A 14,176-nucleotide genomic window follows, 5' to 3' on the forward strand; every position below is an offset into this window, starting at 1 on the left:
CGCATGCGACCAGCATGACATCGAACGGCCGTGGACGCTCAGGTTTTCCTCGGCGTGTCTCGGCCGATGAGACGCGTTGGCATCGCCCGTCGAACCCTGATGGACACTGGTCCGGTGAGCGCCCCCGCCGATGTCCCCGAGCTCGTCGCGAGCACGCTCGTCCTCTCCCGCCAGCGCGGCTTCATCACGTCGACGCGCCACGAGACCGGCCGACTCCTCGCCACCTTGGCGGCCTCCCGCTCCGGCACCCTGGCAGAGCTCGGCACGGGAACCGGCGTCGGCTCGGCGTGGTTGTCCAGCGGCGCACCCCGGGAGGCCCGCATCGTGAGCGCAGAGCTGGATCCGGCGTTGGCCGAGGACGTGCAGCGACTGTTCAGCGATGTCGAGAACGTGGAGATCGTCTCCGGCGACTGGTCGACCCTGGAGCAGTACGCTCCGTTCTCGCTGCTGTTCGTCGACGTCCTGGAGGTGATGGCGCAGATCGACGTCCTGGCTGATCTGCTGGAGCCCGGCGGGATCGCCGTACTCGATGACTTCGTGCCCTCCGCCCACTGGCCGCCCATCGTGGACGGTCAGGTGGACCGGGTTCGCGAGCGTTGGCTCACCGACGAGCGCTTCGCCGCTGTGGAGATGATGATCGACGAAGGCGCGTCGCTGCTCATCGCCACCCGGCGCTGAGCGCCCAGAGGATGAGGAACCGTCTGCCCGCGTGTCCTCCGGGTCGCGGTCGTCGTGCCGATGTCAGGGGTGCGGCCGTCGTGTGCTTCCTGGCCAGGACTCATCGCGCCAGGCCGCGTCCCAGAACATCCACTCGAACCGCGTCGCGGTGACGTAGGCGTCGATCACTGCGGGCTCGTCCTGCACGACACGGTCCAGGCACTCCTCGGCCCGGCGGACCGCCGCATCGAAGTCCGGGTCGGCGTAGGTGGCGATCCAGTCCGCGTACGGGTGGGTGGCCGTGGTCTCGGCAGCGATGCGGCGCCCCACCTCGGCATAGACCCGGAAGCACGGAAGGACGGCGCCCACGGCCACGTCGAACGGGGCGCTGACCGCGGACTCCAGCAGGAAGCCGGTGTAGGCGCGGCAGGTGGGGGTCGGCTCCGCCGCCGAGTCGGCGTCGGGGTCGACCCCGCGTCGGGCCAGCCATCCGGTGTGCAGCTCACGCTCAGCCGCCATCGCGGCGCCGGCCGAGGTGGCGAACAGCTCGATGTCCTCGACCTGCTCGGATCTCACCGAGAGCTGCGCCAGCACCCGGGCGTACCGCTGGAGGTAGTGGGCGTCGTCGAGGAGGTAGCGCTCGAAGGCGTCCTCGGACAGCGTGCCGTCCTGCAGCCCGGTCACGAACGGATGGTCCATGACCGCCCCGAACCATGGCGCGGCAGCCTGCCAGGCCCGCTGCGAGGCTCCCGTCGCAGTGTTGGTGCTAGAGGTCGCGGTGGTGCTCATCGTCCCCCCAGGTGGTCGACGGGTCCGTGCCCGGCTCCGACGTCTCGTCGCGACCCTGAGGCCAAAGCGGCCACGAGATAGTCCTTGGCCCGCGCGACCGCCTCCTGCAGTGGCTCGCCGCGGACCAGGAAGGCTGCGACGGCCGACGACAGGGTGCACCCGGTGCCGTGCGTGTGCGGCGTCTCCACGCGTGGCGCGGCCAGCTTCTGCGCGCCCTCCCCGGTCACGAGCAGGTCGATGCTCTCGGCACCGGAGAGATGGCCTCCTTTGACGAGCGCCGCGCGGGCCCCGGCCTCCACGAGCAGCTGACCGGCCAGCTCCAGGCCGGCCAGGTCGTCCACCGCGGCACCGGTGAGGATCTGCGCTTCGGGGACGTTGGGGGTCACGACAGTGGCCAGCGGCAGCAGCTCGGTGGCGATGACCTCGATGGTCTCCTGCGGCACGAGACGATCTCCGGAGGAGGCCACCATGACCGGATCGAGCACGACGGCCGGCACGGGTCGACGCCGCAGGGCATCGGCCACGACCGCGGCGACCTCGGGCGCACCCAGCATGCCGATCTTGACGGCACGGACGTCGAGGTCGGTCAGGACGCTCTCCAGCTGGGTGCCCACGAACTCCGGCGGCACGGCATGGATGCCCTGGACCCCGGTGGTGTTCTGCGCCGTGAGGGCGGTGAGGACCGCACCGGCATAGACACCGAGGGCGGTGGCGGTCTTCAGGTCCGCCTGGATGCCCGCTCCACCGGACGGGTCCGACCCCGCGACGCTGAGCATGACGGGCGTACGACTCATGACTGGCTCCCTCCGCCGGTACGAACCGGATCAGGTGTGCGGGTGTGTTCTCAGCCCCGTCGGTGGGGCACCCCGGCCTCTCCCGTCACCGTACCAAGCGCGCCTCGTCCCCTCGGGAGGTGCTGCGACGATCCCCGTGCACGTCGACGTGAGGCAGGACGAACTGCACCACCGGACCGATCGCCAAGGCGTAGAGCACCGTGCCCAGCCCGACCGTCCCGCCGAGCAGGAAGCCGGCCGCGAGGACCGTCACCTCCAGGACGGTCCGCCAGAACCTGACACTGCGTCCCGTGCGCTCCACGAGACCGAGCCACAAGCCGTCCCGCGGGCCGGGGCCGAGCCTCGCTCCGATGTAGAGCGCCCCGCCGACCCCGTTGCCCACCACTCCGCCGACGAGCAGCAGCACCTGGAGAGCGATCCCGTCCGGCTCGGGGATGACGGCCAGGCCGGCATCGGCCGCGAGCCCGATGACGATCACGTTGAGCAGGGTGCCGATGCCCGGCCGCTGCCGCAGTGGGATCCACAGCAGCAGGACCACCACGCCGGTAGCGATCACGACCTGGCCGAAGGTGAGGGGGACGTGCTGCGTGAGGCCTTCGTGGAACACGTCCCACGGGTCCAGCCCGAGGGTCGAGCGCACCATCATCGCCATCGTCACGCCGTAGAGCACCAGGCCCAGCATGAGCTGGGCGAGACGGGCGGTCACTGAGTCTGCTCCCCGTACTGCGGCCACGTCGAGCCGATCGTCTCCTCGCGGTGGCTGCGTGGAGCCGGGCGTGCGCCGAGTCCGTCCGTGCGTACGAGCACGACGGTGCGCCACACCGCCCACACGACGAGCAGACCGACCAGTACGAGGAACACCATGCGTCCATGATCGTCGCGATTGGCCTTTAAATCGATAGCCAATCGTGGGAAAGTGGCCTCATGACCACCGTCATCTCCCCCCACCGGCTCGCCGCTCTCCTCGGTGACGACCTGGCACAGGAGTCCGGTCCGCTCTACCGGACCCTCGCCGACAGGATGCGTCTGCTCGTCTCCGACGGTCGCGTGCCCGACGGTGTACGCCTGCCGAGCGAGCGAGAGCTGGCCGGCGCCCTCCGCCTGAGCCGCACCACCACGACACGGGCCTACGCCGAGCTGCGCGACGCGGGTCTCATCGAGTCCCGGCGGGGCTCCGGCAGTGTCGTGCACGTCCCCTTGGGGCTCACGGGTGCCAGCTCGCTCATCATCGACCCGGACGATGAGAACACCGTCGCGCTCACCTACGCGGCGCCGGCCGGACCACCCGGGCTCGCGCAGGCCTTCGAGAAGGCCACCGAACGCTCGGCGAGCCTGTTCCGCACCACTGGCTACCTCCCGGACGGTCTGCCCGCTCTTCGCGAGGCGCTCGCCGAGCGCTACCGCTCCCGCGGCCTGCCCACCGACCCCGGCCAGATCATCGTCACCGCCGGCGCCATGGGTGCGTTGTCGCTCCTGGCCCGCACCATCATCTCCCCCGGCCGGCGTGTGGTGGTCGAGGCGGCCTCGTACCCGCACGCCCACGACTCTTTCGTGGCCGCCGGCGGACGACTGGCGCCGCTCCCGGCGGGCGAGACGCCGTGGGACGTCGACGCCGCGACCGCCCTGTTCGCCGGGGCCCGGCACCACCTCGCCTACCTCATCCCGGAGTTCCACAACCCCACCGGCGTCGTCATGGACGCCGAGCAGCGGGGCCACTGGGCACACCTGATGCGACGTCACGACGTCCTTCCTGTCATCGATGAGTCACTGCGGGAGGTGAACCTCGACGGCGTGGACCTTCCCCCGTCCCTGGCCCACCACGACGACCGGGCAGTCCTCGTCGGCTCGGCCTCCAAGGAGTTCTGGGGTGGATTGCGGGTGGGCTGGATACGCGCCCCGCACGAGCTGGTCACGGCGATCGTCCAGCACCGCATGACCGACGACCTGGGCAGCTCGGCGTTCGAGCAGCTCGTGGTCACCGAGCTGCTCACCGAGGGCGGGCAGACCGCTGCCGCCGGACGGGCCCGCTCGCGCGCCGCCCGCGACCACCTGCTGGGGGAGCTCGCCGAGCAGCTGCCCGAGATCAGCGTCCGCTGTCCCGCGGGCGGGCTCAACCTGTGGGCCGAGCTGCCACGGCCGACGTCGTCGAGACTGGTCACGGCCGCCGTGCGCCACGGGCTCCTGCTGACCCCCGGCCCGCGGTTCTACACCAGCGGTCCGACCTCGCTCGGCGAGCGACGGCTCCGACTGCCCTACACGCAGGAGCCGGCCGCCCTCGATGAGGCCGTCCGTCGGTTGCGCGCTGCCTGGGACGACGTCGAGGGCACCGGCCGGTCCACCGCACCGGCGGACCCGGGCCGGACCCTCGACCTGATCGCTTGAGCCTTGACGGACCGTGGGCGGCGCCTGACCCGAGACCAACGACCTCCGCCCAACCACCACGCCCACCACCGGCAACATGATCTCGATACACCGCTCGCAGCGCTCGCATCGCACTCGATCACCGAGCAGCTTGCGTCACACTCAGACTCGACCAGGCCCCCCGGCGGGGGTGCCGGGCCGTGGGCGGCAAAGGGATCTAGCTGTATGAGGCCATGACGTTGTTGACGCGTGTCGGTGCTGCAGAGGCAGGCGGTTGCGCGTCGTGAGCGCCGTGGGGACGGTGATAGTTGTAGTGCCGGTTCCACGTTTCCAGCGCGGCAGCGCGTTCTGCTTCCGAGCGCCAGATGCGCGCGTAGAGGAACTCTTCAGCGAGGATCCGGTTGTAGCGCTCGACTTTGCCGTTGTGTCGAGGCGTGTATGGCGTGATGCGCTGGTGTCGGCTGGTCCCGACCGCTTCGCGGAAGGCAGCAGATCGGTAGCAGGAACCGTTGTCAGTCACGACGCGCTCGATCCGGGTGATGCCGTGCTTAGCGAACCAGGCTCTGGCCCGCCCGAAGAACGCGACGGCAGTGACGGCCCTCTCATCCGGTAACGCTTCTGTGTAAGCGAGTCGGGTGTGTCCGTCGATGGCGGAATGCAGGTAGATGTACCCGGTCCTGGCACCGCGGGTCTTCGTGCGGGCGACAGCCTTGGCCTTCTCGCTGCCTTTGCCGTGCACACGCCACCCGCCGCCGTCGGGGATGCGCCCGACCTTCTTCACGTCCAGATGCACCATGTGGCCGGGACGTTTGGCGTTGATCCTTTGCGGCTCCCGGTTCGTCTCGCCGTTCGGGTCGATAAACTTCCGTCGATTCAGGCCCAGCTGTGCGAGGAGCCGGGTGATGGTGCGACGGCTCACCGGTGTTCCTGCCTGCTCGAGCTCGAACGCAATACGGGACGCCGACCATTTGTGTTCCCGCCGCATCGACTCGATCTGCTGCACGAGGCAGCCAGGCGTTGCAGATGGCTGTCGGGCCGGAGAAGATGAGCGGTCCAGTAGGCCGGTCTTCCCGAATCGCTTGTATCTGTTGACCCATTTCGAGGCGGTTGCGCGGGAGATCCCCATCTCGGCGGCCACGTGGGAGATAGGGCGGGTGCGGCAGCGTTCGATCAGGCGGCGTCGGCCTTCGGGTGAGAGGGGAGCGTTGGCATGCGTAGGCGAGGTCATGGCTGCTCTCAGCGATCTCAGATCAGCTCCATCACCGGGCCTTCATGCACGGCCTCGTAGATCACGTTGCGGATCACGTTGGCCTCTTCCGAGGTCAGGGTGCGGTCGATGGGGCGCAGCATGATCCGGATCAGGAGATTGACTTGTCTTTCCAGAGTGCCGAGCCTAGAGCGCGCGGCCTCGGGTAGTCCCTCGTGGGGTGTGCGGCTGAGAATCTCGAGAGACTCGATGACGTCGGCGTTATCTCCGAGGGCGACGCGGATGCGGTCACCAAGCGTCTCCTCGTCCTCTTGTGCATCCACGACGACTGAAATGTCGCGCCGGGCCGCAGGCAGAAGTGAAACGTGCTGCCATGGATCCAGGGTGAGCATCTGGGTTGCTATGCGCGGGTCTTCTGCCCGGAGATAGCGGATGTCAGGGATGCCCTTGCGCAGCATGAGTGCACGTTCAAGGCCCATACCGAGAGCCAGGCCGGACCATCGCTCGGGGTCGAGGCCCGATCCGCGCAGCACCTCGGGATGGATGCGGCCGCACTCGGCGAGCTCAAGCCATTCGTCGTCGTGGAGCACGTCGATCTGCCTACCACCGACGGTGTATGGGTGCGCCACGTCTGTTGTTCTCCACTGCGCATCCGGAAGGACTGCCTCGACCAAGTGGCCGATCATCGTGAGCATGTCCTCGTCATCGGTATCCGGAGTGCTACGGATGCGCCACAAGTCCACCTGGTGGGGTTCCCCCACGTGGGTGCGATCGACGGCGTCGCGACGGTAGACGAGGCCGGGCACCACGAGTAACTCATCCACCTCGGACATCCCCGCATAGTCCTCAAGGACGCGCGGGAGTTCGGCACTCATATGACTGCGAAGCATCACTGCAGGGCTGATGTAACGGGTGTACCGGCGAGCCCGAGTAACATCATCCGGGTCGTAACCGAGGCGGTCGTAGTTGTCCCGAACAGGAACGACCGGCGAGCTGCGCACATACCGGAGGGAGCTGTCCCACTCGGGCTGCAAACGGTCGATGACCGATTGCAGCAATGTCAGGATGGCGTGAGGCCCCTGGTCGGGATCGGTGAGGTCGCGCACGTTGAGAGCGCGATAGAGCTGGTCGGAAGTCAGATAGTCGGCGTGCGACATGCGAAGGTCTCCAAGAAGATGGCAGGTAGGTGAAGGACGAGAAAATTCCCCCGGCCGTACCTGCGGAGACCTACTGCGCTACGACTGCGCGTCGAAGACCCCGCGGCCATATCCCGGCCGGGGGTCTTGAAATCGCTGCTGCATCCGCATGACACCAGTGTAGCTGCGCGACCAGCCACCCGCGAGAAACGTCAACAACCTCCTGGCCAGCAACATCTAGCGGGCCGCGGAACCCTCGGTGTAGTCAGCGTCCTGCTGCTGCCAGGAGAAGTGCGAGCGTAGCGTCTTGCCGGTGGCCTCGATCGGGTGACCGGCCTCCTTCTCACGCAGCTGCTGGAACTCCACGGCACCGTTGTCCTGGTCGTCGATGAATCGCCGGGCGAACGTGCCGTCCTGGATGTCGGCCAGGATGCCCTGCATGCGCTCCTTGACGCTGTCGTCGATGACCCGCGGACCGGAGACGTAGTCGCCGTACTCGGCGGTGTCGGAGATGCTCCAGCGCTGCTTGGCGATGCCGCCCTCCCACATGAGGTCCACGATGAGCTTCATCTCGTGCAGGACCTCGAAGTAGGCGATCTCGGGCTGGTAGCCGGCCTCGGTGAGCGTCTCGAAACCGGCCTGGACCAGGTGGGACATGCCACCGCACAGCACGGCCTGCTCACCGAAGAGGTCGGTCTCGGTCTCCTCGGTGAACGTCGTCTTGATGACGCCGGCGCGCGTGCCCCCGATGCCCTTGGCATACGACAGTGCGAGGTCCCAAGCCGAGCCGGATGCATCCTGCTCCACGGCGATGATGTCCGGGATGCCACGGCCGGCGACGAACTCGCGACGCACCGTGTGGCCCGGGGCCTTGGGAGCCACAAGGATGACGTCGACGCCCTCGGGGGCCTTGATGTAGTCGTAGCGGATGTTGAACCCGTGGCAGAAGACCAATGTGTCGCCGGCAGCGAGGTTCGGGGCGATCGACTCCGCGTAGACCGTGCGCTGCACCTGGTCGGGGGTCAGCAGGACGACGACGTCCGCCTCCTCGACGGCCTCGGCGACCGGCAGCACCCGCAGGCCCTCGGCCTCGGCCTTGGCCTTGCTCCGGCTCCCCTCGGCCAGACCGACGCGGACGTCGACGCCTGAGTCGCGCAGGTTGAGGGTGTGGGCGTGCCCCTGGCTGCCGTAGCCGATCACGGCCACGTTCTTGCCCTGGATCAGTGTGAGGTCGGCGTCGTCGTCGTAGTAGATCTCGGCCACGGTGATTCGTTCTCCTTCGGTGGGTGTGGTCTGTGGTTCTTCAAGCTGGGCTGTCCAGGCCCGAACTAGTTGGGACCAAACTTTTCAAGCCCCAAACTGTTCAAGCACTGTGCTGGTTGGGCATGCTGCGCAGGGTGCGGTCGGTGATGGAGCGCGCCCCGCGACCGATCGCCACTCGTCCCGACTGGGCGATCTCGCGGATCCCGAACGGCTCGAGGACGTTCAGCATCGCGGTGAGCTTGCCGGAGTCACCGGTGGCCTCGATGGTCACGGCGTCGTTGGCGACGTCCACCACCTTGGCCCGGAACAGCTGGACCGTCTCCAGCACCTGACCCCGCGTCTGGGCGTCAGTCTTGACCTTGATGAGCATGAGCTCACGCTCGACCGCCGAGGCGGAGTCCAGCTCGACGATCTTGAGCACGTTGACCAGCTTGTTGAGCTGCTTGGTGACCTGCTCCAGTGGCAGCTCGTCGACGTTCACGACGATCGTCATGCGCGAGATCTCGGGGATCTCGGTGGGACCCACCGCCAGCGAGTCGATGTTGAACCCACGGCGCATGAACAGGCTGGAGACGCGTGCCAGGGCGCCGGGCGTGTTCTCCACCAGGACGGACAGCGTGTGTTGCGGCATCAGCGAGTCTTCCTTTCAGCGTTGTCGCCGGGGCGAGCGAGGTCGTCCGAGCCTGAACCCGCGGCCCACGAGGCCCGAACGCGACCCTGCACGTCTGTCATCACAAGTCCTCATCTTCCCAGTCGGGGGCCAGGTCCCGGGCGATCTTGATGTCGTCGTTGCTGGTGCCTGCGGCGACCATGGGCCAGACCATGGCGTCGCGCTCGACGACGAAGTCGATGACCACGGGACGGTCGTCGATCGCCATGGCCTGCTTGATGGTGTCATCGAGATCGGCCTCGTCCTCGCACCGCAGCCCGACACAGCCGTGGGCCTCGGCCAGCTTGACGAAGTCGGGGATCCGGCGAGCGCCGATCGCCTCGGGGCCCGTGTTGAGGTCGGTGTTGGAGTACCGGCCCTCGTAGAACAGGGTCTGCCACTGGCGCACCATGCCCAGCGAGGAGTTGTTGATGACGGCGATCTTGACCGGGATGCCCTCCAACGCGCACGTGGCGAGCTCCTGGTTGGTCATCTGGAAGCATCCGTCGCCGTCGATCGCCCAGACCACGGAGTCCGGGTCACCGACCTGGGCGCCCATGGCCGCGGGGACGGCGTACCCCATGGTTCCGGCACCGCCGGAGTTGAGCCACTGGCGCGGCCGTTCGAACTCGACGAAGTGCGCCGCCCACATCTGGTGCTGACCGACGCCCGCCACATAGGTGGCCTCAGGTCCAGCGATCGCGTTGATGCGCTCGATGACGGTCTGCGGCGCCAGTCCCTCGGCCGGCTTGTCGTAGCCCACCGGGAACTTGGCTTTGACTCCGAGCATCTGCTGACGCCACGCGGTGTAGTCACCACTGAGCCCGTCCTCCTCGGCGAGCTTGCGCAGCGTGACCACCAGCTCGGAGATGACTTCACGACAGTCACCGACGATCGGCACGTCGGCCGCGCGGTTCTTGGAGATCTCCGCGGGATCGATGTCAGCGTGGATGACCTTGGCCTCGGGGGCGAAGGTCGACAGCTGGCCGGTCACCCGATCATCGAAACGCGCACCGAGCGAGATCAGCAGGTCCGACTTCTGCAGTCCGGCGACGGCGGCGACCGATCCGTGCATGCCCGGCATTCCCAGGTGCAGCTCGTGGGAGTCAGGGAAGGCGCCGCGCGCCATGAGGGTCGTGATCACGGGGATCCCGGTGAGCTCGGCCAGCATCGCGAGCTCGGCCGAGGCCTCTGCCTTGATGACGCCGCCGCCGACGTAGAGGACGGGCCGCTGGGCGGCCACGATGAGACGAGCGGCCTCGCGCACCTGCTTGCCGTGCGGGCGCGTCGTGGGACGGTAGCCCGGCAGCGCGAGCTCGTGCGGCCAGTGGAAGGTCGCGGTGCTCTGCAGTGCGTCCTTGGCGATGTCCACGAGGACGGGACCCGGTCGGCCGCTGGAGGCGATGTGGAAGGCCTCGGCGACGACGCGCGGGATCTCGGCGGGGTCGGTCACCAGATAGCTGTGCTTGGTGATCGGCATCGTGATGCCGCGGATGTCCGCCTCCTGGAAGGCGTCGGTGCCGATCGCCGCGCTGGCGACCTGCCCGGTGATCGCCACCATGGGGACGGAGTCCATGTAGGCGTCGGAGATCGCGGTGACGAGGTTCGTGGCGCCCGGTCCGGAGGTCGCCATGCAGACGCCGACCCGCCCCGTGACCATGGCGTACCCCTGGGCGGCATGCCCGGCACCCTGCTCGTGACGCACCAGGATGTGTCGGATCGAGGAGTCGAACAGCGGGTCGTAGGCCGGGAGGATCGCGCCTCCGGGGATGCCGAAGATGACGTCGACGTCGGCGTGCTCGAGGGCACGGACGAGGCTCTGCGCACCCGTCAGCATCTCCTGGGCCGACCTCGGGACCTGCTCCGTCATCGTCTTTCCTTCGTTCGTCGTGATCTGGTCTCTGGCTCTGCGGTGGTCGAGACGTGGGGCTGCATGAAAAAACCCCCTGGCCGAATCATGGCAACAGAGGGGGACGCGAGGACCGGCAGGGTCGTCGCGTCAACTGACTACTACGAGAAGCTCCACGTGCACGCGGCCAGTCTGGACTCTCACGGCACGATTATCAAGACGTGAGACGGCCGGTACCACCATGCGGACGCGTCGCAGGCCTACCACGGTGAGGGCTCGTAGTCCTTGAGGAAGACACCGTGCAGGTCCTCACCCGCCTCCCCGCGCACGATCGGGTCGTAGACACGGGCGGCTCCGTCGACGAGGTCCAGGGGCGCCTTGAAGCCCTCCTCGGCGAGGCGGACCTTGGTGGTGTGTGGTCGCTCGTCAGTGATCCACCCGGTGTCGACCGCCGTCATCAGGATGCCGTCACTGTCGAGCATCTCCCCCGCGCTGGTCCGCGTCAGCATGTTGAGCGCCGCCTTGCTCATGTTGGTGTGCGGGTGGCCCGGACCCTTGTAGCGGCGGGAGAACTGGCCCTCCATGGCCGAGACGTTGACGACGTAGGTGCGCCGGTGCGGCGAGGCAGCCAGGTGCGGACGCAACCGGCTGATCAGGATGAACGGCGCCGTCTGGTTGCACAGCTGGACCTCCAGCAGCTCCAGGGCGTCGACCTCCTCGACCGTCTGCACCCAGCTGTTGGTGTCGACGACGTCGGGCACCAGCCCCCCGGCGTCGATGCGCGTGAGGTCGGCCGAGCCCGCCGAGAGCGCCTGCTCGGTGAGCCTGTCGGCGGTGAGCGCATCGGTCGCGAGGACCGGGTGGGCCTGCACGGATCCGGCGAGCGCCGCCGGGTGCAGGTCGCTGGTTTGCCCGAAGGTCAGCAGCTGCGGACCGCCCGTCTCCTGGCTGAGACCCGGTGGGAGCGGCGTCGTCTCGGCCTCGGCCAGCGGACCGTAGGAACCGGGAGTGCGACGAACCGTCTGGGCCGCATTGTTGATGAGGATGTCGAGGTGGCCGCGCGCGGCGAGGTCGTCAGCCAGGGCGACGACCTGCGCAGGGTCTCGCAGGTCGATGCCCACGACGCGCAGCCGGTGCATCCACTCCCCGCTGTCGGGCAGGCTCGCGAACCGGCGCACGGCGTCCCGCGGGAAACGGGTCGTGATCGTGGTCTCGGCACCGTCGCGCAGCAGCCGCAGTGCGATGTACATGCCGATCTTGGCGCGTCCGCCCGTCAGCAGGGCGCGACGTCCACTCAGGTCGGTGCGTGCATCCCGCTTGGTGTGGCTCCGTTCGGCACAGTCCGGGCAGAGCTGGTGGTAGAAGGCGTCGACCACGGTGTACTTGGCCTTGCAGATGTAGCAGCCTCGCGGCACCTGCAGCACGCCCGCGACCGCACCCCTGGCCGATGACGTCAGCGGCAGTCCGGCGGTCTCGTCGTCGATGCGCTGCGGCGACCCGGTGGCGGTGCGCGAGACGACGTCGCGATCAGCGGCCGCGACCGCATCACGCCTGGCCTTGCGGCGCTGCTTCTTGACGTCCTTGTAGAACTTGCCGCAGGCCCGCCGCAGGGCGACGTAGGCGGTGTCCTCCTCGGTGAGGAACTGCGCCTGCCCCAGGACCCGCAGGGCGACCTCGAGCTCCTCCTCGGAGAACCCGGCGCCGTCAGCCGGTGACGGCGCCATGCGCGGCCGAGCTGACGAGCTTGCGGTACTTGGCGAGCACGCCGGAGGTGTACTTGGGCGGCTGGGGCTCCCAGCCGACCGCACGGCGCTGCAGCTCCTCGTCGTCGATCTCGACCTCCAGCGTGCGGTTGGCGACGTCGAGGGTGATCGGGTCGCCGTCACGCACGAACGCGATGGGACCGCCGTCGACCGCCTCCGGCGCCACGTGACCCACGCACAGGCCGGTGGTGCCGCCGGAGAACCGACCATCGGTCAGCAACAGGACGTCCTTGCCCAGTCCGGCTCCCTTGATCGCACCGGTGATCGCCAGCATCTCGCGCATGCCTGGCCCGCCCTTGGGCCCCTCGTTGCGGATGACCACGACATCGTTGGCCACGATGGTGCCGTCCTCGAGGGCGTCCATGGCCGCACGCTCACCGTCGAAGACCCGGGCCGTGCCGCGGAAGACGTCGGAGTCGAACCCCGCGCTCTTGACGACGGCACCCTCGGGCGCCAGCGACCCGCGCAGGATCGTCAGGCCCCCGGTCTTGTGGATGGGCGCGTCGAGCGGACGGATGATGTCACCGTCGATGCCCAGGTCGATGTCGGCGAGGTTCTCGGCCATCGTCCTGCCGGTGACGGTCATGACGTCGCCGTGCATGAGCCCGGCGTCCAGCAGGGCCTTCATGATGACCGGGATGCCGCCCACCCTGTCGACGTCGTTCATGACGTAGCGGCCGAAGGGCTTGAGGTCACCCAGGTGCGGAACCTTGTCTCCCACCCGGTTGAAGTCGTCCAGGGTCAGGTTCACCTCGGCCTCACGCGCGATGGCCAGCAGGTGAAGGACGGCGTTGGTCGAGCCGCCCAGCGCCATGACCACGGTGATGGCGTTCTCGAAAGCCTCCTGCGTCAGGATGTCGCGCGCCGTGATGCCCTGGCGCAGCATCTCCACCACGGCCTCACCGGACTTCTGGGCGTACACGTCTCGGCGACGGTCGGGGGCCGGCGGCGCTGCGGAGCCGGGCAGGCTCATGCCGAGCGCCTCGGCGGCCGAGGCCATCGTGTTGGCGGTGTACATGCCACCGCAGGCACCCTCGCCGGGGCAGATGGCTCGCTCGATGCGATCGACCTCGTCGCGGGTGATGAGACCCCGCATGCAGGCACCGACCGCCTCGAACGCGTCGATGATCGTCACGTCCTTGCCGTCGACGTTGCCGGGCATGATCGAGCCGGCGTAGAGGAAGACGCTGGCGAGGTCGAGTCGGGCGGCGGCCATGAGCATGCCCGGCAACGACTTGTCGCAGCCGGCCAGCAGGACCGAGCCGTCGAGGCGCTCGGCCATCATGACGGTCTCCACGGAGTCGGCGATGACCTCGCGGCTCACGAGCGAGAAGTGCATGCCCTCGTGACCCATGCTGATGCCGTCGGAGACCGAGATGGTGCCGAACTCCAGCGGGTAGCCTCCGCCGTCGTGCACCCCGGTCTTGACCTCCTTGGCCAGCCGGTCGAGCGAGAGGTTGCACGGCGTGATCTCGTTCCAGCTCGACGCGACGCCGATCTGCGGCTTCACCCAGTCGTCGTCACCCATGCCGACGGCTCGGAGCATGCCGCGGGCGGCGGTCTTCTCCAGCCCGTCGGTCACGTCGCGGCTGCGGGGCTTGATGTCGATCGCACCGTCCGTGCTGGGCGTCGACTCGGTGGGGGGCTCTGGGGTCTGGCTCGGCATGGGCCAAGCCTACGACCGGGTGTCGCGGCTCCCCGAGGAGAG

13 protein-coding genes and 1 riboswitch are annotated in these 14,176 nt (G+C 68.4%); of the genes, 2 read left to right on the forward strand and 11 right to left on the reverse strand.

Going from position 1 to position 14,176, the window contains the following annotated elements; genetic code table 11:
* The first annotated feature begins 114 nt into the window (after positions 1-114).
* Positions 115-678, forward strand: coding sequence for an O-methyltransferase (locus tag ACEVFP_RS11960; RefSeq protein WP_374999690.1), 564 nt, complete (start codon positions 115-117; stop codon positions 676-678).
* A gap of 63 nt (positions 679-741) precedes the next feature.
* Here ACEVFP_RS11960 and ACEVFP_RS11965 read toward each other — a convergent pair whose 3' ends face one another.
* The 4 genes from ACEVFP_RS11965 to ACEVFP_RS11980 all read right to left on the reverse strand — a co-directional run bounded on the left by ACEVFP_RS11965 (position 742) and on the right by ACEVFP_RS11980 (position 3,104).
* The gene (locus tag ACEVFP_RS11965) at positions 742-1,446 is read right to left on the reverse strand and encodes a TenA family protein (RefSeq protein WP_374999691.1); all 705 of its coding nucleotides are present in this window, start codon (positions 1,444-1,446) and stop codon (positions 742-744) included.
* A complete protein-coding gene (thiD, locus tag ACEVFP_RS11970; protein WP_374999692.1) occupies positions 1,443-2,240 on the reverse strand; it encodes a bifunctional hydroxymethylpyrimidine kinase/phosphomethylpyrimidine kinase in 798 nt (265 codons plus the stop codon). Before thiD ends, ACEVFP_RS11965 begins: the two co-directional genes overlap by 4 nt.
* Positions 2,231-2,325: riboswitch (TPP riboswitch) on the reverse strand. It overlaps the preceding gene by 10 nt.
* The gene (locus ACEVFP_RS11975; RefSeq protein ID WP_374999693.1) at positions 2,326-2,946 is read right to left on the reverse strand and encodes a YitT family protein; all 621 of its coding nucleotides are present in this window, start codon (positions 2,944-2,946) and stop codon (positions 2,326-2,328) included.
* Positions 2,943-3,104 carry a hypothetical protein gene (locus ACEVFP_RS11980; RefSeq protein WP_374999694.1) on the reverse strand — a complete coding sequence of 54 codons (162 nt, stop codon included), beginning with the start codon at positions 3,102-3,104 and terminating at the stop codon, positions 2,943-2,945. Before ACEVFP_RS11980 ends, ACEVFP_RS11975 begins: the two co-directional genes overlap by 4 nt.
* Positions 3,105-3,164: 60 nt before the next feature.
* On the opposite strand from ACEVFP_RS11980, the gene ACEVFP_RS11985 reads away from it, so the two are divergent.
* Positions 3,165-4,622: a PLP-dependent aminotransferase family protein gene (locus ACEVFP_RS11985; RefSeq protein WP_374999695.1), complete on the forward strand. Its 1,458-nt coding sequence runs from the start codon at positions 3,165-3,167 to the stop codon at positions 4,620-4,622.
* Positions 4,623-4,818: 196 nt separating this feature from the next.
* On the opposite strand, the gene ACEVFP_RS11990 is transcribed toward ACEVFP_RS11985, so the two are convergent.
* The 7 genes from ACEVFP_RS11990 to ilvD all read right to left on the reverse strand — a co-directional run bounded on the left by ACEVFP_RS11990 (position 4,819) and on the right by ilvD (position 14,134).
* The gene (locus tag ACEVFP_RS11990; RefSeq protein ID WP_374999682.1) at positions 4,819-5,829 is read right to left on the reverse strand and encodes an IS481 family transposase; all 1,011 of its coding nucleotides are present in this window, start codon (positions 5,827-5,829) and stop codon (positions 4,819-4,821) included.
* A gap of 17 nt (positions 5,830-5,846) precedes the next feature.
* The gene (locus tag ACEVFP_RS11995) at positions 5,847-6,965 is read right to left on the reverse strand and encodes a hypothetical protein (protein WP_374999681.1); all 1,119 of its coding nucleotides are present in this window, start codon (positions 6,963-6,965) and stop codon (positions 5,847-5,849) included.
* Positions 6,966-7,181: 216 nt separating this feature from the next.
* Positions 7,182-8,207 (reverse strand): ketol-acid reductoisomerase, encoded by a 1,026-nt coding sequence (gene ilvC, locus ACEVFP_RS12000; RefSeq protein WP_374999696.1) that lies wholly within the window; start codon positions 8,205-8,207, stop codon positions 7,182-7,184.
* A gap of 100 nt (positions 8,208-8,307) precedes the next feature.
* The gene (gene ilvN / locus ACEVFP_RS12005) at positions 8,308-8,838 is read right to left on the reverse strand and encodes an acetolactate synthase small subunit (RefSeq protein ID WP_374999697.1); all 531 of its coding nucleotides are present in this window, start codon (positions 8,836-8,838) and stop codon (positions 8,308-8,310) included.
* Positions 8,839-8,938: 100 nt separating this feature from the next.
* Positions 8,939-10,726 carry an acetolactate synthase large subunit gene (locus ACEVFP_RS12010; protein ID WP_374999698.1) on the reverse strand — a complete coding sequence of 596 codons (1,788 nt, stop codon included), beginning with the start codon at positions 10,724-10,726 and terminating at the stop codon, positions 8,939-8,941.
* A gap of 239 nt (positions 10,727-10,965) precedes the next feature.
* A complete protein-coding gene (locus ACEVFP_RS12015; RefSeq protein WP_374999699.1) occupies positions 10,966-12,429 on the reverse strand; it encodes an SDR family NAD(P)-dependent oxidoreductase in 1,464 nt (487 codons plus the stop codon).
* Positions 12,410-14,134: a dihydroxy-acid dehydratase gene (gene ilvD / locus ACEVFP_RS12020; protein WP_374999700.1), complete on the reverse strand. Its 1,725-nt coding sequence runs from the start codon at positions 14,132-14,134 to the stop codon at positions 12,410-12,412. The genes ACEVFP_RS12015 and ilvD overlap by 20 nt, the downstream gene beginning before the upstream one ends.
* Positions 14,135-14,176 lie beyond the last annotated feature (42 nt).

Source organism: Aeromicrobium sp. CTD01-1L150 (assembly GCF_041951745.1).
Taxonomy (GTDB): domain Bacteria; phylum Actinomycetota; class Actinomycetes; order Propionibacteriales; family Nocardioidaceae; genus Aeromicrobium.

Bases quoted from the DNA above. Each gene is read 5' to 3' on its own strand.
- ilvD (WP_374999700.1), bottom strand. From the start codon at position 14,134: ATGCCGAGCCAGACCCCAGAGCCCCCCACCGAGTCGACGCCCAGCACG.
- ilvN (WP_374999697.1), bottom strand. From the start codon at position 8,838: ATGCCGCAACACACGCTGTCCGTCCTGGTGGAGAACACGCCCGGCGCC.
- ACEVFP_RS11990 (WP_374999682.1), bottom strand. From the start codon at position 5,829: ATGACCTCGCCTACGCATGCCAACGCTCCCCTCTCACCCGAAGGCCGA.
- ACEVFP_RS11985 (WP_374999695.1), top strand. From the start codon at position 3,165: ATGACCACCGTCATCTCCCCCCACCGGCTCGCCGCTCTCCTCGGTGAC.
- ACEVFP_RS12010 (WP_374999698.1), bottom strand. From the start codon at position 10,726: ATGACGGAGCAGGTCCCGAGGTCGGCCCAGGAGATGCTGACGGGTGCG.
- ACEVFP_RS11980 (WP_374999694.1), bottom strand. From the start codon at position 3,104: ATGGTGTTCCTCGTACTGGTCGGTCTGCTCGTCGTGTGGGCGGTGTGG.
- ACEVFP_RS11965 (WP_374999691.1), bottom strand. From the start codon at position 1,446: ATGAGCACCACCGCGACCTCTAGCACCAACACTGCGACGGGAGCCTCG.
- ACEVFP_RS12015 (WP_374999699.1), bottom strand. From the start codon at position 12,429: ATGGCGCCGTCACCGGCTGACGGCGCCGGGTTCTCCGAGGAGGAGCTC.
- ACEVFP_RS11995 (WP_374999681.1), bottom strand. From the start codon at position 6,965: ATGTCGCACGCCGACTATCTGACTTCCGACCAGCTCTATCGCGCTCTC.
- thiD (WP_374999692.1), bottom strand. From the start codon at position 2,240: ATGAGTCGTACGCCCGTCATGCTCAGCGTCGCGGGGTCGGACCCGTCC.